Consider the following 23,222-nt stretch of genomic DNA (forward strand, 5'->3'; position numbering starts at 1 on the left):
CATCACCTGTCGTGGCCGAGGCTGCAGCAGCCCCGTCCGCCGCTCCGCGGTGGGCGGGGCCGCTCGCTGTCGTGGTCGTCAACTACGGGTCGTCCGCGCTGCTGCGCCGCAACCTCGTCCCGCTCGGCCGCACCGGCCTGCCGGTGGTCGTGGTGGACAACCACTCCACCGCCGAGGAGCGGCGGGCGGTGACCGAGCTGGCCCGGCACGAGGGCTGGGACCTGGTCTGCCTCCCCGACAACGACGGCTTCGGAGCCGGGGTCAACGCCGGCGTGGCCGCCGCCCGCGCCCGCGGGTGCACCACGTTCCTGCTCCTCAACCCCGACGCCGTCGTGGAGCGTGCCGTGGTGGACCGGCTGGCCGAGCGGAGCCTCGCCGACCCGCTCGCGATGCTGAGCCCGCGCATCGTCGACTCCGGCGGCCGGGTGTACTTCGCCGGTTCCCGTCTGCGGTTGCGCGACGGACGCACCGGCCGGCGGCTCACCGACCCCGCGGCTCCGAGCTCGGTGCGGGAGTGGCTGACGGGCGCCTGCCTGGTCGTGCACAGCGAGCTCTTCGACCGGCTCGGCGGGTTCGACGACGGCTACTTCCTCTACTGGGAGGACGTCGACCTCAGCTACCGCGCGCAGCAGGTCGGGGGGCGCACCGTGCTGTGCGAGGACCTGGTCGCGGTCCACGACGAGGGCGGCACGCAGCACCGACGCGGCGAGGCCAAGTCCGACCTCTACTACTACTGGAACTGCCGGAACCGGCTCGCGTTCGCCGCCCGGCACCTCGAGCGGCGGCAGATGCTCGGCTGGCTGCTGCGCACCCCGGCGGTCAGCTGGGCGATCCTGCTCCAGGGGGGCCGGCGCCAGCTGCTCCGCTCCTCCCGGCCGCTGCGGGCCGCGGTCCGCGGCTCGCTCGCCGGCGCCCGGCTGGTGCTGCGCGCGGCGCTGCGGCGGCCGGCGGCGACCGGCCGGCCGCCGGTGCTCGTCGTCCACCCCGGGGCCGACCTGTACGGCGCGGACCGGATGCTCCTGGAGTCCGTCGACGCGCTGCGCACCTCCTTCGAGGTCACCGTCGCCCTGCCCGGTCCGGGCCCGCTGGTGGCCGAGCTGCAGGCCCTCGGGGTGCGCGTCGTCCACTGCCCGATGCCGGTGCTGCGCAACGCCGCCCTGCGCCCGCGAGGCGCGGTGCGGCTGGTCGCGGACGCCCTGCGCGGGGTGGTCCCCGCCCTCCGTCTGCTCCGCCGTTGCGGCGCGGCCGGCGTCTACGTCAACACGGTCACCCTGCCCTCCTGGCCGCTGCTGGCCCGCGTGGCCCGGCGGCCCTCCGTCGTCCACGTCCACGAGGCCGAGCAGTCGCTCCCTCGCCTGGTGCGCCGGGCCCTGGCGCTCGCTCCGGCCCTGGCCACCCGTGTGGTGGTCAACAGCTCCTTCACCCGCGACGTGCTCGCCGAGGTCGCCCCGCGGCTCGTCGAGCGCAGCACCCTGGTGCACAACGCCGTCCGTGGGCCGGCGGCCCCCGCCGCGGCGCGTCCGGCCGTGACCGGTCCCGCGCGGCTGCTGTACGTCGGCCGGCTCTCCCCGCGCAAGGGGCCGCAGGTCGCCGTGGCCGCCCTCGAGGTGCTGGTCGCGCGGGGGGTCGACGCCCGGCTGGACCTGGTCGGCTCGGTGTTCCCCGGCTACGAGTGGTTCGAGGAGGAGCTGCGCCGGCAGGTCGCCGCCGCCGGGCTGGCCGGTCGGGTCCGCTTCCACGGCTTCCGGTCCGACGTGGGGTCCGCCCTCGCCGACGCCGACGTCGTCCTGGTGCCCTCCGTGGCCGAGGAGTCGTTCGGCAACACCACCGTGGAGGCGGTGCTGGCCGCCCGGCCGGTGCTGGTCAGCGACTCGAGCGGGCTGCGCGAGGCGGTGGCGGGCTTCCGGAGTCCCCGGGCCGTCGAGCCCGGCCGGCCCGAGGCCTGGGCCGACGCCGTCGAGGCGGTGCTGGCCGACTGGCCGCGGGCCCGGGAGCTCGCGGTCGCCGACGCCGCGGATGCCCGCCGGCGGCACGCTCCGCAGCGCTACCGCGACGGCCTCGTCGCGGTCGTCGCTGCTGTGGCGGGGCCGTCCCGCCGAGGACACCTCGCCGCGAGGAGCGGCCCGGAGCAGCGGAGGAGCGCATGACGCTGACGACCGACGCGCCTGTCGACCCGGCGACGGGCACCGTGCGTGTGACGGTGGCGGTCCCCACCTACCGCCGTCCCGACGACCTGCGTGCCCTGCTGCCCATGCTGTGCGAGCAGGCGGAGGAGGTCGTGACCGCGACCGGCGGCCGCTACCTCGTCGACGTGCTCGTGGTGGACAACGACCCCGGGCGCAGCGCCGCCGACGTGGTCTCCCAGGTCGCCGGCCCCGGTGTCCGGTACGCGGTGGAGCCGTGCCCGGGGATCGCCGCGGTCCGCAACCGGGCGATGGACGAGGCTGCCGGTGCCCGGCTCCTGGCCTTCATCGACGACGACGAGCGGCCCCGTGAGCGGTGGCTGACCGCCCTCCTCGACACGTGGGCGGCCACCGGGGCGGTGGCCGTCTCCGGCCGGGTGCTCGCCGAGTACGCCGGTGAGCTCGATCCGTGGATCCGGGCAGGTCGCTTCTTCGTCCGGCGCAACCTGCCGAGCGGTACCGAGATCGACACCGCGGCCACCGGCAACCTGCTGCTCGACCTCGACCAGGTGCGCGCCTCCGGCACCCGCTTCGAGTCCGCCCTCGGGCTGGGCGGGGGAGAGGACACCCTGTTCAGCCGCTCGCTGGTCCGGGCGGGTGGACGCATGGTGTGGTGTGCCGAGTCCGCGGTGGTCGACCAGGTGCCCGAGGAGCGGATGACCCGCCGCTGGGTCCTCACCCGTGCCTGGAGCCACGGCAACGCGACGGTGCTCACGGAGCTGCGGCTCACGCCGGGGTCGCTGCCGCGCCTGGCCGTGCGGGCTCGCGGGGTGGTCCGGGGGCTGCTCCGGGTCGCCGGCGGGGCGGCGCGGTGGGCGCTGGGCTGGGCCGCGGGTTCGCTCCGGCACCAGGCCCGGGGGCTGCGCGCGGTGTTCCGCGGCGCCGGGATGATCGGCGGCGCCCTGGGGGTCGTCTACGAGGAGTACGCCCGCAGCGGGCGCCGGTGGCGGCTGGCCGGCCGGACGCGACCGTGCTGAGCGCCGGGGTGGCGTGGGGACGGCGTGCCGGCGTGCGGGCCGTCCGCCGCATGGGGGCCCCGCTGGCAGGCTCGGTCGTCGCTGTCCGGACCTCGGCGCCGCAGGTCGCCCTGACCTTCGACGACGGGCCCGAGCCCGGCGGCACCGACGGGGTCCTGGCCGCCCTGGCCGACGCCGGCGCCACTGCCACCTTCTTCGTGCTGCTCACCCGGGTCCGCCGCCACCGGGGCCTGCTGGACCAGGTGGTCGCCGCCGGGCACGAGGTCGCCCTCCACGGGGCGGACCACCGGCCCCTGCCCACGCTCCCCGTCGCGGAGGTCGAGCGACTGACCCGGGCGGCGCGAGCCGAGCTCGAGGACGCCACCGGTCAGCCGGTCCGCTGGCACCGCCCCCCTTACGGCAGGCAGACCCTGGGCACGTGGCGAGCGGTCACCCGGGCCGGGCTCCAGCCGGTCCTGTGGGGGCCGTCGACGTGGGACTGGAAGGACGTCCCGTGGGAGCAGCGGCTGGCCCGGTCCCGCCAGGGGTTGCGGCAGGGGGCGATCGTGCTGGCGCACGACGGCTTCCCGGGCCCGGACGACCTCGTCGACGACGGCCCCGCCCCGGTGCTCGACAGGGGTGCTCTCGTCGCGGAGGTGCTCGACGGCTACGCCGAGCGGGGCCTCACGGCGGGCTCGCTGCGCGACGTGGTGGCCCGCGGGGGGCGCCTGGTCCGGGAAGCCCGGATCACCGGCTGAGGCCGGCTCGGCACCCGTCCGCCGCTGACGGGTGCGCCGGGGGGTGAGGACGGCGGGAGGTCCTTCCCCGATCGGCTCAGCCGCGGAGGACCTGCAGCGCCCGCCGGTAGGCGGCCGCGTGCGCCTGGCCCACGCGGTCCCAGTCCCGCAGGCTGAGGTCCGGCGGCGCCGCGGGCGGCGCAGCACGCAGGGCGGCCACCGCGTCGACCAGGTGGTCGGCGGTGAGCTCGCCGGAGTACCGGTGCACCCATCCCGGGCCGACCTCGTCGGCCAGCTGCTCGTTGACCGGGTTGTCGGGCACGAGCACCGGCCGCCCGAGTGAGAGCGCCGCGAGCGCGCCGCCGGAGTTGTGCATCTCCCGGTAGGGCAGGACGACCAGTTCGGCGGAGGTCATCTCGGTCACCAGGTCGGCGTCGGACAGGAAGCCGAGCGCCACCGTGACCCGAGGGTCCGCGGCCGCGGCCGTGGTCAGGTCGGCACCCAGCTCCTGGGTGGAGGGGTTCCCGGCGACGCGCAGCTCCAGCGGCTCCGCCGTCCGTCCGGCGGTCGCCGCGAAGGCGGCGATGAGCCGGTCCACCCCCTTGTAGCGGCGGAGCAGGCCGACGAAGCCCAGCCTGCCCCGGCGGGCGGCGGCCCGAGGGTGCGGGGCGAACCAGTCGCGGTAGTGGCCGTGGCGGACGAACTCGACCGGCGCCCCGGGGGGCACCGGCGTCTGCTCGTTGAGCCGGATGCGCAGCGTGGTCCACCGCTCGGCCCAGCGCAGCAGGGCCACCTCTCGGCGGGAGATGCCGCTGGGCAGCTCGAGGTTGTGGACGGTGCGGACCAGCGGGGTCCGGGTGACCCGCAGGCGGAGCAGGAGCACCACGAAGAGCAGCTGGCGCACCAGCTTCTTCAGCGGACCGTGCCCGGAGACCAGGATCTCCGGCCAGTGCACGTGGAAGACCGAGTAGCCGCCCCGCAGCGCCCGCCGCCAGGAGAAGGTCAGGACCCGGACGTCGGGCAGCTCGGCCAGGCTGCGGCCGAGCATGACCAGGTACGGGTTGGTCGTCGGCCGCGGGCGCGGGAACGACTGCAGCACCACGAGTTCCCCGTCCAGGTGTCGTGAGCCCACGACGCGACCTCCCAGCTCGTCGGGCCGGTCCTCCTGGCGGTCCCGGCGGCAGAGCCACTCTGCCCGGCGGACGGCGGCGGTGCCTCGCCCATCGTGGTGATGTCCGCCGGCGTCCGGGTCGGCGGGCGGCGGCGTCGTGGTCTGATCCGCAGGCCCCGTGGTGTTCGGGGCCCCGACGGAGAGAGTGCGATGCCAGGTCACGTCCCCCCCGGTCCGGTCCGAGAGGAACCGGCCCGGTGAGCGCCGACACAGCCACCCCCGCCCGCTCCGACGACGGCGCGGTCGACGGGCGGGCGCTCGGGCGCAGCGCGGCCCGGGGCGTGCTCGTCGCGCTGACGGGCCAGGGGCTGCGGATCGGCGTGCAGGTCCTCTCCGTCGTCCTGCTCTCCCGGCTGCTGGGGCCGACCGACTACGGCCTGCTGGCGATGGTCATGGCGGTCATCGGGGTCGCCGACGTGTTCCGGGACCTGGGCCTGTCGACGGCGGCGGTGCAGGCGCCGAGCCTGTCCGTGCAGCAGCGCAGCAACCTCTTCTGGGTCAACACCGGGACCGGGGCGCTGCTCAGCGTGCTCGCCGTCGCCGCCGCCCCGCTCGTCGAGGCCCTCTACGGCCGGCCCGAGCTCGGTGCGATGACGCAGGCCCTGGCGGCGGTCTTCCTGCTCAACGGCGTGGCCACGCAGTACCGCGCCGACCTCACCCGCCATCTGCGGTTCGGCCGCCTGGCCGTCGTCGACGTGTCCGCCCCGGCGGCCGGGCTGGTCGCGGGGCTGGGCCTGGCCGCGACCGGCGCCGGGTACTGGGCGCTGGTCGGCCAGCAGCTGGCGCAGTACCTCGTGATGACGGTGATGGTCGTCCTCGCGGGGCGGTGGGTCCCGCGCTGGCCGGACCGGCGCACCCCCATGGACGGGCTGCTGCGCTTCGGCTGGCACATGGTGGGCATCGAGCTGCTCGGCTACGCCAGCCGCAACGCCGACTCCCTGCTCATCGGCACGCGCTCGGGTGCCGCCGCGCTGGGCCTCTACAACCGCGCCTACCAGCTGCTCATGGCCCCGCTGGGGCAGGTGCGCGCGCCGATCACCCAGGTCGCGCTGCCGGTCCTGTCCCGGCTCCACGACGATCCCGAGCGGTGGGCGGCGTACGTCCGGCGCGGCCAGCAGGCCCTGGGTTACACGCTGGTCGCCGGGCTCGCCGTGGTCGTGGGCGCGGCGGAGCCGATCACGGCGGTGTTCCTCGGGGACCAGTGGCTGGGAGTGGCGCCGGTCCTGCGGCTGATGGCCGTCGGGGGCGCCTGCCAGATGCTGGCCTTCGTCGGCTACTGGGTGTACCTCTCCCGGGGGCTGACCTCGTCGCTGATCCGTTACTCGCTGTTCGAGACCGCCGTCCGGCTGGTCTGCATCGTGGTCGGCAGCGGGTACGGCGTGGTGGGCGTGGCCGCCGGGTTCGCGCTGGCCCCGGCTCTGACCTGGCCGGTCTCGCTGTGGTGGCTCTCCCGCCTGGCGCCGCTCCCGCTCCGCCAGCTGGTCACCGGTGCCCTGCGCATCCTCGGGCTCGCGTGCGCGGTCGCCGTGGCCGCGTACGCGGCGGTCCAGGCGGCCGGGAGCTCGTCACCGCTGCTGGCCCTGGTCGCCGCCGTGGCAGCGGGAACGGTCGTCTACCTGCTGGTCGCCGCGGTCGCCCGACCGGTCCGGCGGGACGTCGGGGAGGTCGTCCGGGCGGTGCGCGCCGGTGTCCGACACCGGGCCGTCACCCGGGAACAGCCACTCGCTCACCCCGCGGAGTGACGGTGGCCGGTCAGCGCGTGCCCTGGTGCGCCGGCCGGGGGAGAGTCGGCTCTCCCGCCGTGCCGGTGGGCGGGTCCACGGAGAGGAGGGGGTGCTCGTGTCCGGTCCACTGATCGACGCGCTCCTCGTCCTCGGCGCCGCCGCGGCCCTCGGGGTGCTCGCCCTCGTGGTGGCGCGCCGGGCGCCCCGGCTGGCCCTCGTCGCCTGGCTCGTCACGATCTGCGCCGTCCCGGTGTGGCTCGGCTCGGGGACGGGTCTGCCTCTGGAGCCGCAGGTCGTCGTCGGCCTCGGGGTCCTCGTCGCGCTCCTGCCGGTGCGCGCCGCGATCCCCTTCCGGTTCACGGTCGCCGACGTGGTCGTGGCCGCCCTGCTCGTCAGCGCGCTGGTGCCGGCGGTGCTCGGCCGGGCGACGGTGTCGAGCGTCGTCGTCCTGTGCGTCCAGTGGATCGGGGCGTTCCTCCTCGGCCGGCTCGTGGGTCACCGGGTGCCGCTCGACCGGGTCTACGCGGCCGTGGCGGTCGCGTTCACCTGCGTGGCGGTCCTGGCCCTGGTTGAGTGGGGGACCGGCTGGAACCCCTTCCTCTCGGTGCCCGGCTCCGGCGGCCTGTACGACACCTGGGCCGTGATCCAGGAGCGCGGCGGCGAGGCGCGGGTCGAGGGGGCCTTCGGGCACTCCATCGCCCTCGGGGGGAGCCTCGCGCTGGCCCTGCCGCTGACGCTGGTGGCACCGTTCCGCCCGCTGGTGAGGGCGGCCATGGCCACCGTCATCCTGCTGGCCTGCGCGGTCACCCTGAGCAGGATCGGCGTGGGGACGGCGGTCCTCGGTGTGGTGCTCGCGCTGCTGGTCCTGCCGGGGGTGGACCTCCCGGCCCGGCTGCGGTGGTGGCTGGCCGGCGGCCTGGTCGTGACCACGGCGGCGGTGGCGCCCATGGTGGCGCGCGTGTTCGCAGCCGCCGGCGACGAGGCGTCCGACAGCGCGGCCTACCGCGCGGACCTGCTCGGCCTGCTCGACGACGTGCAACTGCTGGGGCTGGCACCCAGCTACCACGTGACCCCGAGTGGGCGGGCCTTCTTCGGCGACTTCCGGTCGATCGACAGCGCGCTGGTGCTCCTGGCGCTCAACCACGGCTGGATCCCGCTCGTGTGCGTCCTGGTGGGGGCCGCGCTGGCGGTCGGTGCGGTGCTGTGCGGCCGCGCCACGGCGCCGACGGTCGCGCTGGTGGCCCAGCTGCCGGCCGTCGCCACCGTCGCGCTGATCACCCAGTACTCGGGGTGGCTGTGGTTCGTGGCCGGTCTCGCCGTCGCCAGCCACGCTCTCGGGCGTCGGCCCACGGGGGGACCGGCGCCGTCGCCGCTCACCCCCAGGGGTGAGAAGCCCCTGGTCAGCGCCGGGACGGCGGTTAGGTTCAGTCGGTAGTACGTGACCGTCGTGGTCACCGTCGGGGGGAGGCTCCATCGTGGGCGTTCGAGGCTGGTTCCAGGTCCTGTACAGGCACGTCCTGGCGATCGTCGTCGCCGTCGTGGTCTGCGGCACGGGCGCGTTGACCGCGAGCCTGCTGGCCACCCCCAGCTACGCCGCGACCGCGGGGCTGTTCTTCTCGCTGCAGAACGCCAGCTCGGCCGGTGACCTGGTCGAGGGCGGCGCGTTCACCCGGGACCAGATGGCGTCGTTCGCCACGCTGGCCACCACGCCTGCGGTCCTCGAGCCGGTGATCGACGAGCTGGACCTGGCGACCGACGTCAGGGAGCTCGCCGACCGGGTGGAGGCCGTGACCCCCAGCGGGACGGTGTTCCTGGAGCTGACGGTCACCGATCCGTCCCCGCAGCTGGCCGCGGACGTCGCCAACGCCGTCGCCGCCCAGCTGATCGAGGTGGTCGGGGACGTCGCACCGGCTGACACCGAGGGCCGGGCCACGGTGCGCGCGACGACGGTGACCCCGGCGGCCGCGCCCGAGTTCGCGTCGTCGCCGAACACGCGGATGAACCTGGCGGCCGGCCTGCTCACCGGGCTGGCGCTCGGGGTGCTGTACGCGCTGCTGCGCGAGTCCCTCGACACCCGCGTGCGCGACGTGCACCGGGTCGAGGCCCTCACCGACGCACCGGTGCTCGGCCGCCTCGCCGCCGACGGGGACGTCCCCGACCTGGTCGTGGCCGACGCCCCCCACAGCCCGCAGGCGGAGCTGTTCCGCCAGCTCCGCACCAACCTCGAGTTCTCCCGCGCCGAGGGGGAGCCGTTCAGCGTGGCCGTCACGTCGTCGCTGCCCCAGGAGGGCAAGTCGACGACCGCGATCAACCTGGCGCTGGCGCTGTCCGAGGTGTGCGATCGCGTGCTCCTCGTCGACGCCGACCTGCGCCGTCCTGCTGTCGCCCAGCGGCTGGGGCTGGAAGGAGCGGCCGGTCTGTCGACCGTGCTCGTGGGCCGGGCCGACGTCGAGGACGTCGTCCAGCCCTGGGGGGACGGCGGCCTGTCGGTCCTGACCTCCGGTGCGGTGCCGCCCAACCCCGCGCAGCTGCTGGACTCGCCGCGGATGCGCGCGCTCATGGCCGAGCTCGAGGGCCGCTACGACGTCGTCGTGGTCGACTCCCCGCCCCTCCTGCCGGTGACCGACGCGCTGCTGGTGTCCCGGTGCACCCGCGGGACGCTGCTGGTCGTCGACAGCCGGCGGGTGCGGCGGCACCAGCTCGCCGAGGCCCTGCGCCAGCTGGCGGCCGTGCAGACGCGGCTGTTCGGCGTCGTGGTCAACCGGCTCGTCGCCGGCAAGCAGGTGTACGGGTACGGGAGCTACAGCTCGGCGGTGCCCACCGCTGTCGTCCGTGACCGCGCCGCGGCGCCGGCCGCCGACGGGGGCCGTCCGGCCTCCGGCGAGCGGGTCGCCGCGGGCGTCCGCGGCCGGTGAGCGCGGCTCGGCAGCCGAGCCCACGCGGCGCCCTGCAGCCGTGAGCGGTCTGCTGGTCGTGTGCCGGGGGAACGTCTGCCGCTCTCCGGCCGCCGAGCACCTGCTGCGCGCCGGGCTGACCGGCACGGACGTCACGGTCGTCAGCGCAGGGACGCACGCCCTGGTGGGCGAGCCGATCGACCCCCTGGTGGCCGCTGCCCTGCGGAGCCGCGGCGTCGACGTGACGCCCACGCCCGCCCGGCAACTGGACCGCGCCGCGCTCCGGGGAGCCGACCTGGTCGTGGTGATGAGCGCGGCCCAGCGCTCCGCGGTCGTCGCGGTGGACCCCGCGGCGGTCCGGCGCACCTTCCTGCTCCGCCAGTTGGCCCGGTTGCTCACGACCCCGGGGACGACGGTGCCGGGCGCCGACCCCGCCGAGCGGCTGCGGAACCTGCCTGCCCTGCTGGCCGCCCGCCGCACCGCGCGACCCCCGGCCGGAGGCGAGGACGTCGAGGACCCCTACGGCCGTGACGCGGCCGTGGCCGACCGCGTCGTCGCGCAGATCGAGGCGGCGGTGCAGGGCCTGCTCGGCGCCCTGCTCTCCCCCGCACCACCCGCCGGAACGGCCTGCGCCCCGGCACTCGGCCGGGGGACGTCAGATGGGGTGAATGCTCCCTCCGGGTGATGACGCAGGGTGATCGCCGCTGGTCGACTGGGTGCTGTACCGCACGAGCAACGGGGGAGCTCCGCATGACCGTCGTCGGCTACGCGCCCGGCGCGTACGACCTGTTCCACATCGGCCACCTCAACCTGCTCCGGCACGCCGCCGAGCAGTGCGACCACCTGGTCGCCGGCGTGGTCTCGGACGAGATGCTCGTCCTGACCAAGGGCCGGGCCCCGGTGATCCCGCTCGCCGAGCGGATGGAGATCGTCCGCAGCCTGCGCATGGTCGACGAGGTCCGCGCCGAGGTGGTGCCCGACAAGATCGACACCTGGCGCGAGGTCGGGTTCGACGTCATCTTCAAGGGCGACGACTGGCGCGGCACGGAGAAGGGCAACCGGCTGGAGCGGGACTTCGCCGCGGTCGGCGTCGAGGTCCGCTACTTCCCGTACACGATGCACACCTCGAGCACGGCGCTGCGCCGGGCCCTGGCCGCCCTCGAGGGCGGCGCGGGCGGGCGGGAGGCCCGCGGCGCCGTGCTGGCCGGGGACGGCCGCCGGTGACCGTCCCGGCCGAGCGGCTGGCCGCCGACCGCCGGCGGCTGCCCATCCCGCCGGTGCTCATGTACCACTCGATCTGCCCGGGCGACCGGCCCGACCCGCACCGGGTCCGGGTTGCCCCGGACCGGCTCGACCGGCACCTGCGGCTGCTGCGCCGCCTGGGCCTGCGGGGCGTCTCGCTGGCCGAGCTGCTCGAGGCACAGCAGCGGGGGGCCGCGGCCGGGCTGGTCGGGCTCACCTTCGACGACGGGTACGCCGACTTCGTCGAGCACGCCGTCCCCGTCCTCGCCCGGCACGGGATGACCGCCACGCTCTACGTGGTGGCCGGGCTGCTCGGCGGGCAGAACGCGTGGGACGACGGCCCGCGGCTCGACCTGCTGGACGCCGACGGGGTGCGGTCCGTGGCCGCGGCCGGGCACGAGGTGGGCAGCCACACCCTCACCCACGCCGACCTGCGCGGTGCCGACGCGGCGACCCTGGAGCGCGAGGTCGCCGGCAGCCGCCGCGTGCTCGAGGACGTGCTCCAGGCCGAGGTGCCAGGGTTCTGCTACCCGTGGGGCTACTTCGACGCGGCCGCCGCCGACGCGGTCCGCGCGGCGGGCTACGACCACGCCTGCGTGACCGGTGACTACCTGCCGGGGGACCGTTTCACCCTGCCGCGCTCCTACGTCGCCCCCGGCGACGGCACCGCGCACCTGCTGGCCAAGCTCGCCCGGCACTCCGTGCGCATGCGCGGCGTCCCAGCCACGGCGTGATCCGGCGGAGCGCGCGGCCGGCCGGGGGCTCCCGGGTGGCCGCGCACGCCGCCGGGCGGCGGGGCGCGCCCGGGCTGCTGGCGGTGCTCCTCCTGGCCGGCGCCTGCGGCGGTCCGGCCGCCGGTCCCGTCGCCACGGGGACCCCCCGCCCGACGTCGTCCCCCGAGCCCCTGCCCGACCTGGGCGCCGGCGTCCACGACGTGCGGGTGGGGGGCGAGGACGCGATGGTCCTCCTGCCGGAGCAGGCGAACGGCCGGGTGGTGGTCTACCTGCACGGCTACGAGGCCGACTCCGCCGCGCTGCTCAACGACGTCGCGTTCGGCGAGGTCGCCGAGGGACTGGTCGACGCGGGGTACGCGGTCGCGGCCAGCGACGCGGGAGGGAACGCCTGGGGCGACCCGGCCAGCGTGGCCGCCCATGCCGACCTCGCCGCCGCGGTGACCGACCTCGTGGACGCGACGGACGTGTACCTCGTGGCCGAGTCGATGGGCGGCCTGGCCGGCGCCCAGTTGGTGGAGCAGCGGCGCATCCCGGGGCTGCGTGGCTACGCCGGCATCTTCCCGCTGTGCGACCTGAGCTCGGTCTACGACGACTTCGCCGAGTCGATCGACGCGGCGTACGGGTCCGCAGTGGAGGGGGCGCTGGAGGAGCTGTCACCGGTCGCCCTCGGCGACGCCGTGCCCGCGGTGTTCTGGGCGTCCGACGACGACACGGTGGTGGACAGGGGGCGCAACGCCGACGTCTGCGCCGCCCAGGTCGTCGCCCGCGGTGGCAGCGCGGTGGTCGTCCCCACCGAGGGGGAGCACGGCGACCCCTCCAACTTCGACCTCCCGGCGCTCCTCGCGTTCTTCGACGCCACCGCCCGCTGACCGCGCGGCACCCCGTCGGTCCGCGGTCTAACCTGGGGATCCGGCCCCCCGCGCACCCGGCGCGACGTGCGTGGCCCGAAGTCTCAGGAGACGGTCTCGTGACCTTGCGCGGCGTGCTCGACGTCGTCCTCACCGACCCCGGCATGGCCCGCGTCGTGGCCACCGCCGGGACCGCGGAGCTGGCGGTCACCGCCCCGCCGCCCGTGCAGCCGCTGGTCGCCGCCGCGCTGGCGGCGCAGCGGGGCGGTGCCGGGGTGCCGGTGCTCGTCGTGACCGCGGGTGAGCGGGACGCCGACGCCGTCGCCGACCAGCTCCGCTGCTTCCTCCCGGACCGGCGCACCGAGGTGTTCCCGGCGTGGGAGACGCTGCCGCACGAGCGGCTGTCGCCGCGCGCGGACACTGTCGGCCGCCGGCTCGCGGTGCTCCGCGACCTCACCTCCCCGGGCGACAACGGCGCGATCGACGTGCTCGTCGCGCCCGTGCGCAGCGTGCTGCAGCCGCTGGCCCCCGGCCTGGGCGACCTCGTACCGGTCGAGCTGCGGCCGGGCGACACCGCCGAGCTCGACGACGTCGCCCGCGCGCTGGCCGACGCGGCCTACACCCGGGTGGAGCTGGTCGAGAAGCGCGGCGAGTTCGCCGTCCGCGGCGGCCTGCTCGACGTCTTCCCGCCCACCGAGCCGCACCCGGTGCGCGTGGAGTTCTGGGGGGACGAGGTCGACGAGCTGCGCTACTTCTCCGCGGCCGACCAGCGCTCCCTCGACGAGCGCCCGGAGCGGCTGTGGGCGCCGCCGTGCCGCGAGCTGCTGCTCACCGACGACGTCCGGGCCCGCGCGACCGAGCTCGCCGCCGAGCACCCCGCCCTGCTGGAGGTCCTCGGCAAGCTGGCCGAGGGGATCGCCGTCGAGGGCATGGAGTCGCTGACCCCGGCGCTCGTCGAGGGCGACCTGCAGCTGCTGACCGACCTGGTGCCCACGGGCACCCACGTCCTGGTGTGCGACCCCGAGCGGGTGCGCAGCCGGGCCGCCGACCTGGTGCGCACCGCCGAGGAGTTCCTGGCCGCCTCCTGGGCCACCGCCGCCGAGGCCGGGGAGGCGCCGCTGGACCTCGGGGCGTCGTCCTTCCGGGACCTCGCTGACGTCGAGGCCGCCGCCCGCGGCCGCGGCCTGCCGTGGTGGACCACTGGCGCGTTCAGCCTGGCGAGCGAGGACGACGACGCGCACGTCACCCTCGACGCGGCCAGCGTGGAGCGGTTCCACGGCGACCAGGCCAGGGCCGTCGACCAGATGCGCACCTGGCACCGCGAGGGCTGGCGGGTCGTCGTCACCTTCGCCGGGCCCGGCCCCGCCCAGCGCGCCGCCGACCAGTTCACCGAGGCCGACCTCGGCACCCGGCTGGTCCCGGACGTCGCCGGGGAGCCCGAGCCGCGGCTGACCCACGTCACCCAGGGCAACCTGGAGGCCGGCTTCGCCTTCCCGGGCGTGGGTCTGGCGCTGCTCACCGAGCACGACCTCACCGGCTCGCGCGGGACGACGATGCGCGACGCCGTGAAGATGCCCGCGCGCCGCCGCAACGCGATCGACCTGGTGCAGCTGCAGCCCGGCGACCTCGTCGTCCACGAGACCCACGGCATCGGCCGCTACATCGAGATGGTGAGCCGCACCGTCAACGGCGGGCAGCGCGACTACCTGATCGTCGAGTACGCGCCCTCGAAGCGGAACCAGCCGCCGGACCGGCTGTTCGTGCCCACGGACGCCCTCGACCAGCTCACCCGGTACGTCGGCGGTGAGGCGCCGGCGCTGTCGAAGCTCGGCGGCGCGGACTGGCAGAAGACCAAGAGCTCGGCCCGGCGGGCGGTCAAGCAGATCGCCGCGGAGCTGATCCGGCTGTACTCCGCCCGGATGGCCACCAAGGGGCACGCGTTCGGCCCGGACACCGTCTGGCAGCGCGAGCTCGAGGACGCCTTCCCGTTCCAGGAGACCCCCGACCAGCTGGCCGCGATCGACGAGGTCAAGGCCGACATGCAGAACCCGGTCCCGATGGACCGGATCATCTGCGGCGACGTCGGCTACGGGAAGACCGAGATCGCCGTCCGGGCGGCGTTCAAGGCGGTGCAGGACGGCAAGCAGGTCGCCGTCCTGGTGCCGACGACGCTGCTGGCCGACCAGCACTTCAAGACCTTCTCCGAGCGGATGAGCCAGTTCCCGGTCAAGGTGGGGGTGCTGTCCCGCTTCCAGTCCGACGCGGAGACCACGCAGATCCTGCGCGAGCTGGCCGACGGCGAGATCGACGTGCTCGTCGGCACCCACCGGCTGCTCCAGCCGACCACCCGGTTCAAGGAGCTCGGGCTGGTGATCATCGACGAGGAGCAGCGCTTCGGCGTCGAGCACAAGGAGTACCTGAAGACCATGCGGACGGCGGTCGACGTCCTGTCGATGTCGGCCACCCCGATCCCGCGCACCCTGGAGATGAGCCTGACCGGCATCCGGGAGATGTCGACGATCCTCACCCCGCCCGAGGAGCGGCACCCGGTGCTCACCTACGTGGGCGCCTGGAACGACAAGCAGATGGCCGCCGCGATCCGCCGCGAGCTGCTGCGCGACGGTCAGGTCTTCGTCATCCACAACCGGGTGCAGTCGATCGACAAGGCCGCCGCGAAGATCCGGGGGCTGGTGCCCGAGGCCCGCGTCGCCGTCGCGCACGGGCAGATGAAGGAGCACGAGCTCGAGCGGATCATGGTCGGCTTCTGGGAGCGGGAGTACGACGTCCTGATCGCCACGACGATCATCGAGTCGGGCCTCGACATCCCCAACGCCAACACGCTGATCGTCGACCGCGCGGACACCTTCGGCCTCTCCCAGCTGCACCAGATCCGCGGCCGGGTGGGCCGCGGCCGGGAGCGGGCGTACGCGTACTTCACCTACGACCCGAGCCGGCCGCTCACCGAGACCTCGGTCGACCGGCTCACCACGATCGCGCACACCACCGACTTCGGCGCCGGCATGGCGGTGGCGATGAAGGACCTCGAGATCCGCGGGTCGGGCAACCTGCTCGGCGGCGAGCAGTCCGGGCACATCGCCGGCGTCGGGTTCGACCTCTACGTGCGGCTGGTCGGGGAGGCCGTGACCGACTACCGGGCGCAGCTGTCCGGGGAGGAGGCCCCGGCCGAGCCGGCCGAGGTCCGCGTGGACCTGCCGGTCGACGCGCACCTGCCGCACGACTACGTGCCCGGCGAGCGGCTGCGGATGGAGGCCTACCGCAAGGTGGCGTCCGTGCAGAGCGACGAGCAGGCCCAGGCGGTGCTCGACGAGCTCACCGACCGCTACGGCGCCCCGCCGGCGCCGGTGCTCAACCTGCTCGCCGTGGCCCGCTTCCGGGCCGCGATGCGGCGCTTCGGCATCACCGAGGTGTCCCTGCAGGGGCGGGTCATCCGCATCTCCCCGGTCCCGCTGCGCGAGTCGCAGCAGATGCGGCTGGCCCGGCTGGCCGACGGGGCGACCTACAAGGCCGCCGTCGACACCATCTCCCTCAGGGTGCCGGTCGGCCCGGACCGCCGGACGCCGCTGCGCGACGTCGCGCTCCTGGAGAACCTGCACTCGCTGCTGACCGCCGTCCTCGAGCAACCGGTCGCCGCCTGAGAGAGGACCCCCGTGCCCCCCGCCACTCGCAGGCTCGCGGCGGGACCCTGCACGGGGGCCGATCGAGGCTCAGGAAGGCCTTGCCTCAGCGCTCAGCGCAACGACTCGGACACGCGGGCGGCGAGCGTGCCCACGTGCTGCGCGCTGAGCATGCCCACCCGGTCGTCGTCGACGTCGCCGTGGTACCCGGGGACGCCGACCACCGTCAGGTCGCGGGCCACCCGCCGCCAGGCGCCCAGCGTGCCCCGCACGGCGTCCCGCGAGCCCGCGGCCAGGAAGTAGGTCACCGGTCCGGCGACCGGTCCCGGCCGGTGGGCCTCGCCGACCGCCTCGGACCGGGTGAAGAACGCCAGCTCCGGGTCGGCGACGGCAGCCGGCGACCGCGTCGGGGCACCGGTGGACAGGCCCAGCCGTCGGCGCACGGCTTCGGCCACGCGCCGGGACCGCAGCGTGCGCAGCCGCAGGACCCACCGTTGCCGGGTGACCTCCCGCCGGCTCAGCGCCGCCTGGGGCGGGCGGACGTCGAGCAGGCCCAGCCAGGCCACCGCCTGCCCGTCCGCCTCCAGGGACGTCGCCATCGCCGAGGCCACCAGCCCGCCGAACGAGTACCCGATGAGGCTGCAGGGCCCCTCCGGCTGGACCTCCCGCACCCGGTCGAGCGCGGCCGCGGCGACCTGCTCGATGGTCAGGTGCGCCCCGTCGGGGCCGGTCAGCCGCGGCTGCAGGCCGAGCACCGGCCGGTCGGTCGCCAGCCGCTGCACCAGGCCGGCGTACAGGTTCAGCTGCCCCCAGGCGTCGGCCACGAAGAACACCGGCCGGCCGGTGCCCGGGCGGAGCACCGCCACGCCGCCGTCCTCCGGGGACCCGGCGGCGGCCACCGCGCGGGCGAGGCCTCGCGGCGTGGGCTGCTCGGCGAACACCGCCAGCGGCACGTCGGCGCCCAGGTCCAGCCGGACCCGCCGCAGCAGGCTGAGCACCTGCCGCGAGGTGCCGCCGAGGTCGGCGAAGTCGTCGTCGGGACCGACACCGCCGGTCCGCAGCACCTCGCGCCACAGCCCGGTAACCGCGCGCAGCAGCAGGTCTCCGTCGTCGTCCGCCGGTGCGGCCGGGGCGGTGCCGGCCGTGGCGACGGCCGCGCGGATCGCGTCCAGGCAGGCCGGCGAGCGCAGCGCGGCGGCGTTGGCCACGGCGTCGCCGTTCACCGCGTCGCGGGCGGCGCGCTCCGAGCGCTTGCCGTTGTGCGTCAGGGGCAGCTCCGGGACGGCGACGACCAGCGCCGGCACGTGCGCCGCGGAGGCCTGCTCGCGCAGGGTGCGCCGGATGGTCCGGTCCAGCCCGCCGTCGAGCGCGGCCCCGTCCCGCAGCACGACGAGCAGCACCATCCGGGTGGCGCCGGGACGGTCCGGGTCGCGCTGCTCGACGGCCATCGCGTCGGCCACCTCGGGCACGCCGCGCAGCACGGTGTAGATCTCGCTCGGCCCGATGCGGACGCCGTCGATGTTGAGGACGCCGTCGGAGCGGCCGTGCAGCCGGGCCGAGCCGTCGGCGGCGAGGTCGACCAGGTCGCCGTGGGTCCACATGCCGGGGTGCTGGGCGAAGTAGGAGGCGTGGAAGCGGGCGCCGTCGGGGTCCCGCAGGAAGCCGACGGGCCGCGAGGGGAACGGGTTGCGGCAGACCAGCTCGCCGACGGCGCCGACGACCTCGGTGCCGTCCTCGTCGACCGCGGCCACGTCCAGCCCGAGGCTGCGGGTCTGCGCGCGGCCGCGCCGCACCGGCTCCTCGGGGCTGCCCAGCACGAAGCAGCCGATGATGTCGGTGCCCCCGGAGACGGACTGCAGCGGCACCGGGCCGAGCTGCTCGGCCACCCAGTCGAACTGCCAGTCGTGCAGCACCGCGCCGGTCGAGAGCACCGCCCGCACGCGGGAGAGGTCGTGCTCGGCGGGGCGGTAGCCGGCGTCCTGGCACAGCTGCAGGTAGGCCGGGCTGGTCCCGAACACGGTGACCCGGTGCTCGGCGACCAGCTGCCACAGCGTCTGCGGGCCGGTGACCGGCCCGTCGTAGGTGACGACGTGGGCGCCCACCGCCAGCGCCGACAGCTGCCAGTTCCACATCATCCAGGCGGTGGTCGTGTGGAAGTACAGCGTGTCGGCCGGCGTCAGGTCGCCGTGCAGGCGGTGCTCCTTGACGTGCTCGAGCAGCGAGCCGCCCGCGCCGTGCACCATCGCCTTGGGCGGGCCGGTCGTCCCGGAGGAGAACATCACGAACAGCGGGGTGTCGAACGGCCGCCGCTCCCACTCCGGCGACGGCCCCGCCCCGGGGACCAGGTCCGCCAGCCGGTCCGCGGGCAGCCCGCCCTCGGGCAGCGGCAGGTCGTCGAGGACGACCAGCCGGCGCAGCGTCGGCAGCCCGGCCAGCAGCGCCGCCGCCGTCCCCTCGCCCATCCCGGTGCGGTCGACGACGAGGAACGCCGGCTCCACCTGCTCGAAGCGGCCCAGCAGGGCGGGGGCACCCATGTCCGGCGCGGCCGTCGACACCGCCGCACCCAGGGCGGCCGCGGCCAGGGCCACGACGATCGTCCGCGCGGCGTGCGGGGCGATCAGCACCAGCCGGTCGCCGGCCCGCAGCCCCGCGCCGGCGAGGGCGGCCGCGGTGACCGCCACCTCCGCGCGCAGCTGCCCGCGGGTGAGCGTGTCGGCGGGGCGGCGGGCGTGGACGGCGGTCACCGCGGGGGCGTCGTCGTCGGCACCCGGCAGCGGCCGCAGCAGCGCCTCGGCGTAGTTCAGCCGGACGCCGGGGAAGAAGCGCGCGGTCTCGACGTCGTCCCCGGTGCGGACGACGTCGGCCGAGCCGGACCACGGCAGCTCCGACCAGTCCAGCAGCGTGCGCCAGAACAGCTCCGGCTCCGCCACGGAGAACGCGTGCAGCGCGCCGGGGCCGTCGAGCGGGCGACCGGCGACCTCCTCGCAGCGCGCCCGGAACTCCGCCAGCTGGGGAGCGCCGGGGTCGGCGGACCGGCCCGGGGCCGCGGGGGCGAGGGTCATGAGGGCATCTCCTGTTCCGGGGCGGCGGCGAGGCTGGCCACCCAGCCGTCGGGCACGGGGACGGACGAGACCTGCCAGCCGGCGACGACGCCGTCCGCCCGGCCGATCGCGGTGACCGTCGCCGCGGGGTCCTCGCGCAGCCCGGTCCCGCGGGCCTTGAGGACGGCTTCCTTCTGGGTCCAGGCGCGGGTCGCGGCGACCGGGCGGAACTCGGGCGGCAGGAGGGTGAGCGCCCGGCGCTCGGCGCCGCTCAGCCAGCCCTCCTCGAGCACCTCGGGGTTCCAGGGGGCCACCCGTTCCACGTCGACGCCGACCCTCCGGCCCCGCCCGACGGCGACCAGCCCGAGGGCGCCGCTCGCCGCGCAGTTCGCGTCCAGGCCGGTGCCGTCGAGCGCGAGCTCGGGGCGGCCCGCCGGGGTGGTGGCGAGCGGCACGTCCGCGGGCGCCGTCCCCAGCTCCTCGGCGAGCACCGACCGCAGGGCGGCGCGGAGCAGCACCCGGCGCCGGTGGACCGCAGGGGTGCCGCGGCGGGCGCGGGCCAGCTCTCCGGGCGTGAGCGCCGCGGCGGCGCGGGCCACCGTGTCGTCGTCCGCGGCCAGGTCCACGAGCCGGACCACGACGTCCCCGCAGGCAGACGCCGGCCAGGGGCGCACGAGCGGCACGGGGAGCGGCACCCCGCGATGCTGTCCGGGCGGGTGCGCCGGACGCATCCCTCGTCGGGGGTAGGCGGTCGCCGGAGGCCTGCCTGCGCCGTCTGTCACACCCGGTGTGGCACCCTCGCTCCACGTGCGGACCCGTCGCGTGACCACGACCCTGGCCGTCGGCCTCGCCGCGCTGGCCGGGGTGGCCGGCTGCCGGACCTCGCCCAACGTCGCGGCGTACGTCGGGGACGAGCAGGTCACCGTGGCCGAGCTGCAGTCGGCGGTCGACGAGCGCCTCGAGAACCCCGACCTCGCCGCGGCGACCCAGGGCCGGGAGGACGAGTTCACCCGGCTGGTGCTCACCCGGATGGTGCAGGCCGAGGTCTACGCGCAGGCGGCGCAGCAGTTCGGCGTCGTCGTCGACGACGCCGAGGTGCAGGCGCGGATCGACGAGCTCATCGGGGACCAGGACCCCGAGGAGGTCTACGCCCAGGCCGCTGCGCAGGGGGTCGGGCGGGCGGACGTCTTCGAGACCGTCCGCCAGCAGCTGGTCCGCCAGGAGATCGCGGCCGAGCAGGGGGTCGACGCGGGCCTGTCGGAGGAGGAGCTGCGCGCCGACTACGAGGAACAGCTGCCCGGCCTCTCCCAGGTCCGGCTCGGCTACGTGACCGTGCCCGACCAGGCCGCCGCCGACGCCGCCGTGGCCACGCTGCAGGCCGACCCGGCCGCGTACCCGGCCGTCGCCGCGCAGTACCCGGGCGACACCACGCTGCCGCAGGTGCAGCCGCGAGGCCGCGACGAGGTGCCGACGGTCATCGCCGACCAGGTCGCCGCGGCCGCGCCGAACACGGCCTTCAGCACGACGGTGAGCGAGCTCCCCGGCGTCCTCGTCGTCTTCGTCGGGGAACCGCTGGCCCCGTCGTTCGAGGAGGCGCGGCCGCAGCTGGAGCAGGCCGCGCAGGCCGAGGCCGACAGCGCCGCGCAGCAGTTGGTCACCGATGTCCGGGACGGCCTCGACGTCACGGTCAACCCGCGCTTCGGCGTCCTCGACGAGGGCCAGGTGGTCCCGGACGAGGGCGGGGTCGTCGACCTCCTCGACGCCGACGCGGACACCGGCGCCGCCGCTGCCGGAGACTGACCGGGTGCCCGTCGCCCTCGCCGTCACCGTCAGCCCCGCCCTCCCCGGCCTGCTCGGCCCGGCCGGCTGGCGGGCGGTCACCGGCGACCGCCGCGTCGTGGCGCTCCCGGCCGCCGCCGCGACCGCCGCGGAGCTGCGGGCCGCCGGCCTGGCGGTGGACGACGTCCCGGACGCCGCCGCCGCGGCCGCCGCGCCCGACGACGTCGTCGCCCTCGTGACCGGGGAGGACGTCGGTGCCGCCGAGGTCGTCGGCGGCACCCCGCTGCCGACCGGGGCCCGGCTGCTCGACGTCGTCGCGGTCATGGACCGGTTGCGCTCGCCCGGCGGTTGCCCCTGGGACGCCGAGCAGACGCACGCCTCGCTGCGCGGGTACCTGCTGGAGGAGGCGCACGAGGCCTACGACGCGATCGTCGACGACGACCCCGTGGCGATGCGCGAGGAGCTCGGCGACGTGCTGCTCCAGGTCGTCTTCCACGCGCGGGTGGCCGCCGAGGCCGCCCCGGACCGGCGCTTCGACGTCGACGGGGTCGCCGGCGACCTGGTCGACAAGCTGGTCCGCCGGCACCCGCACGTGTTCGGGGACGCCGGTCCGCGGGACGTCGCGGAGGTCGAGGCGGGCTGGGAGGAGATCAAGAAGGCCGAGAAGCAGCGCCGGTCACCGACCGAGGGCGTCTCCCGGTCGCAGCCGGCGGCGTCCTGGGGGGCGGCGCTGGTGCGCCGCGCCGCGCGGGCCGGCCTGCCCGTCCCCGAGCCGGCGGAGCTCTCCGCGCGGAGCCCCGAGGAGCTGGGGGAGCGGCTGCTGGCCGTGGTGAGCGGCGCCGCCGCGCGCGGCTGGGACGTCGAGGACGCGCTGCGCGAGGCGGTCCGCCGCTACGCGGGCGAGCTCGACGCCGCAGCGGCAGAGCGCACCGGCACCTGAGCGGGGCTCACCCCCTGGCGACGGCGGGCTGGCTAGGCTGCCCCCGTGCCCAGCATCGACGCCGTAGGCGCGCGGGAGATCCTCGACTCGCGCGGAAACCCCACCGTGGAGGTCGAGGTCGCCCTCGACGACGGGACGATCACCCGGGCCGCGGTCCCCAGTGGCGCCTCCACCGGCGCGTTCGAGGCGGTGGAGCTGCGCGACGGGGGTGAGCGCTACGGCGGCAAGGGGGTGGGCAAGGCCGTCGACAACGTCCTCGACGTCATCGGCCCGGAGCTCGTCGGCTACGACGCCGCCGAGCAGCGGCTCATCGACCAGCGGCTGCTCGACCTGGACGGGACGCCGAACAAGGAGCGCCTCGGCGCGAACGCGATCCTCGGCGTGAGCCTCGCGGTGGCCAAGGCCGCCGCCGAGTCCGCCGGGCTGCCGCTGTTCCGCTACGTCGGCGGCCCCTCGGCGCACCTGCTGCCGGTGCCGATGATGAACATCCTCAACGGCGGCGCCCACGCCGACAGCAACGTCGACGTGCAGGAGTTCATGGTCGCCCCGATCGGCGCGGCGACCTTCACCGAGGCGCTGGCCATGGGCACCGAGACCTACCACGCGCTCAAGGCCGTGCTGAAGGGCCGCGGGCTGTCCACCGGCCTCGGCGACGAGGGCGGCTTCGCCCCCGACCTGCCCAGCAACCGCGACGCGCTCGACCTGATCGCCGAGGCGGTCGAGAAGGCCGGCTACGGCCTCGGCACCGACGTCGCCTTCGCCCTGGACGTCGCCGCCACCGAGTTCCACACCGACGGCGGCTACGACTTCGAGGGCCAGACCCGGTCGGCCGAGTACCTCACCGACTACTACCGCGAACTGGTCGACGCCTACCCGATCGTCTCGATCGAGGACCCGCTGTCCGAGGAGGACTGGGACGGCTGGATCGCGCTGACCGCCGCCCTGGGCGACCGCGTGCAGCTGGTCGGCGACGACCTGTTCGTCACCAACCCGGCGCGGCTGGCCGACGGCATCGCGCGCAAGGCGGCCAACGCCCTGCTGGTCAAGGTCAACCAGATCGGCACGCTCACCGAGACGCTCGACGCGGTCGGCCTGGCCCACCGCAACGGCTACCGCTGCATGATGAGCCACCGCTCGGGCGAGACCGAGGACACCACGATCGCCGACCTCGCCGTCGCGACCGACTGCGGGCAGATCAAGACCGGCGCCCCGGCGCGCAGCGAGCGGGTGGCGAAGTACAACCAGCTGTTGCGCATCGAGGAGGAGCTCGACGAGGCCGCCCGCTACGCGGGTGCCGCGGCCTTCCCGCGGCTCGCCGGCCGATGAGCTCCGGCCGCC

17 protein-coding genes are annotated in these 23,222 nt (G+C 76.0%); 14 read left to right on the forward strand and 3 right to left on the reverse strand.

Going from position 1 to position 23,222, the window contains the following annotated elements; all coding sequences use genetic code 11:
• Positions 1 to 71: 71 nt before the first annotated feature.
• Genes ACI782_RS01505 through ACI782_RS01515 form a run of 3 tightly spaced genes read left to right on the forward strand, consistent with a single transcriptional unit; the run spans position 72 to position 3,897 of the window.
• Positions 72 to 2,147 carry a glycosyltransferase gene (locus tag ACI782_RS01505; protein ID WP_456905353.1) on the forward strand — a complete coding sequence of 692 codons (2,076 nt, stop codon included), beginning with the start codon at positions 72 to 74 and terminating at the stop codon, positions 2,145 to 2,147.
• The gene (locus tag ACI782_RS01510) at positions 2,144 to 3,160 is read left to right on the forward strand and encodes a glycosyltransferase family 2 protein (protein ID WP_456905355.1); all 1,017 of its coding nucleotides are present in this window, start codon (positions 2,144 to 2,146) and stop codon (positions 3,158 to 3,160) included. Before ACI782_RS01505 ends, ACI782_RS01510 begins: the two co-directional genes overlap by 4 nt.
• Positions 3,154 to 3,897 carry a polysaccharide deacetylase family protein gene (locus tag ACI782_RS01515; protein WP_456905357.1) on the forward strand — a complete coding sequence of 248 codons (744 nt, stop codon included), beginning with the start codon at positions 3,154 to 3,156 and terminating at the stop codon, positions 3,895 to 3,897. Before ACI782_RS01510 ends, ACI782_RS01515 begins: the two co-directional genes overlap by 7 nt.
• A 76-nt stretch (positions 3,898 to 3,973) precedes the next feature.
• Here the strand turns inward: ACI782_RS01515 and ACI782_RS01520 are convergent, their stop codons facing one another.
• Complete coding sequence (locus ACI782_RS01520) at positions 3,974 to 5,008, reverse strand: glycosyltransferase (protein WP_456905359.1); 1,035 nt, start codon at positions 5,006 to 5,008, stop codon at positions 3,974 to 3,976.
• Positions 5,009 to 5,244: 236 nt separating this feature from the next.
• Here ACI782_RS01520 and ACI782_RS01525 point away from each other — a divergent pair, with 236 nt between their 5' ends.
• The 8 genes from ACI782_RS01525 to mfd all read left to right on the forward strand — a co-directional run bounded on the left by ACI782_RS01525 (position 5,245) and on the right by mfd (position 16,145).
• Complete coding sequence (locus ACI782_RS01525) at positions 5,245 to 6,789, forward strand: lipopolysaccharide biosynthesis protein (protein WP_456905361.1); 1,545 nt, start codon at positions 5,245 to 5,247, stop codon at positions 6,787 to 6,789.
• 97 nt (positions 6,790 to 6,886) lie between these two features.
• Positions 6,887 to 8,206: a hypothetical protein gene (locus ACI782_RS01530; protein WP_456905363.1), complete on the forward strand. Its 1,320-nt coding sequence runs from the start codon at positions 6,887 to 6,889 to the stop codon at positions 8,204 to 8,206.
• A gap of 40 nt (positions 8,207 to 8,246) precedes the next feature.
• Positions 8,247 to 9,686 carry a polysaccharide biosynthesis tyrosine autokinase gene (locus ACI782_RS01535; protein ID WP_456905365.1) on the forward strand — a complete coding sequence of 480 codons (1,440 nt, stop codon included), beginning with the start codon at positions 8,247 to 8,249 and terminating at the stop codon, positions 9,684 to 9,686.
• Between the two features lie 40 nt (positions 9,687 to 9,726).
• Positions 9,727 to 10,350: an arsenate reductase/protein-tyrosine-phosphatase family protein gene (locus ACI782_RS01540; protein ID WP_456905367.1), complete on the forward strand. Its 624-nt coding sequence runs from the start codon at positions 9,727 to 9,729 to the stop codon at positions 10,348 to 10,350.
• A 65-nt stretch (positions 10,351 to 10,415) separates the two neighbouring features.
• Complete coding sequence (locus tag ACI782_RS01545) at positions 10,416 to 10,889, forward strand: adenylyltransferase/cytidyltransferase family protein (RefSeq protein ID WP_456905369.1); 474 nt, start codon at positions 10,416 to 10,418, stop codon at positions 10,887 to 10,889.
• Positions 10,886 to 11,641, forward strand: a complete 756-nt coding sequence (locus tag ACI782_RS01550) for a polysaccharide deacetylase family protein (RefSeq protein WP_456905371.1) — start codon at positions 10,886 to 10,888, stop codon at positions 11,639 to 11,641. Before ACI782_RS01545 ends, ACI782_RS01550 begins: the two co-directional genes overlap by 4 nt.
• A complete protein-coding gene (locus ACI782_RS01555; protein ID WP_456905372.1) occupies positions 11,638 to 12,510 on the forward strand; it encodes an alpha/beta hydrolase family protein in 873 nt (290 codons plus the stop codon). Before ACI782_RS01550 ends, ACI782_RS01555 begins: the two co-directional genes overlap by 4 nt.
• 98 nt (positions 12,511 to 12,608) lie before the next feature.
• The gene (gene mfd, locus ACI782_RS01560) at positions 12,609 to 16,145 is read left to right on the forward strand and encodes a transcription-repair coupling factor (RefSeq protein ID WP_456905374.1); all 3,537 of its coding nucleotides are present in this window, start codon (positions 12,609 to 12,611) and stop codon (positions 16,143 to 16,145) included.
• Positions 16,146 to 16,237: 92 nt separating this feature from the next.
• Here the strand turns inward: mfd and ACI782_RS01565 are convergent, their stop codons facing one another.
• Together ACI782_RS01565 and ACI782_RS01570 are read right to left on the reverse strand one after the other, a co-directional pair.
• On the reverse strand, positions 16,238 to 19,186 hold the full coding sequence (locus ACI782_RS01565; protein ID WP_456905376.1) for an acetoacetate--CoA ligase: 2,949 nt from the start codon (positions 19,184 to 19,186) through the stop codon (positions 16,238 to 16,240).
• Positions 19,183 to 19,860: a 4'-phosphopantetheinyl transferase family protein gene (locus tag ACI782_RS01570; RefSeq protein WP_456905378.1), complete on the reverse strand. Its 678-nt coding sequence runs from the start codon at positions 19,858 to 19,860 to the stop codon at positions 19,183 to 19,185. Before ACI782_RS01570 ends, ACI782_RS01565 begins: the two co-directional genes overlap by 4 nt.
• Before the next feature lie 127 nt (positions 19,861 to 19,987).
• On the opposite strand from ACI782_RS01570, the gene ACI782_RS01575 reads away from it, so the two are divergent.
• Genes ACI782_RS01575 through eno form a run of 3 tightly spaced genes read left to right on the forward strand, consistent with a single transcriptional unit; the run spans position 19,988 to position 23,210 of the window.
• Complete coding sequence (locus ACI782_RS01575; protein ID WP_456905380.1) at positions 19,988 to 20,965, forward strand: SurA N-terminal domain-containing protein; 978 nt, start codon at positions 19,988 to 19,990, stop codon at positions 20,963 to 20,965.
• Positions 20,966 to 20,969: 4 nt separating this feature from the next.
• On the forward strand, positions 20,970 to 21,884 hold the full coding sequence (locus ACI782_RS01580; protein ID WP_456905382.1) for a MazG family protein: 915 nt from the start codon (positions 20,970 to 20,972) through the stop codon (positions 21,882 to 21,884).
• Between the two features lie 45 nt (positions 21,885 to 21,929).
• A complete protein-coding gene (gene eno / locus ACI782_RS01585; protein WP_456905384.1) occupies positions 21,930 to 23,210 on the forward strand; it encodes a phosphopyruvate hydratase in 1,281 nt (426 codons plus the stop codon).
• Positions 23,211 to 23,222 lie beyond the last annotated feature (12 nt).

The sequence above is a fragment of the Geodermatophilus sp. SYSU D00703 genome, from assembly GCF_054050155.1.

Excerpts from the sequence above, each read along its gene's own strand:
- ACI782_RS01565 (WP_456905376.1), bottom strand. The coding sequence starts at position 19,186 with ATGACCCTCGCCCCCGCGGCCCCGGGCCGGTCCGCCGACCCCGGCGCT.
- ACI782_RS01545 (WP_456905369.1), top strand. The coding sequence starts at position 10,416 with ATGACCGTCGTCGGCTACGCGCCCGGCGCGTACGACCTGTTCCACATC.
- ACI782_RS01510 (WP_456905355.1), top strand. The coding sequence starts at position 2,144 with ATGACGCTGACGACCGACGCGCCTGTCGACCCGGCGACGGGCACCGTG.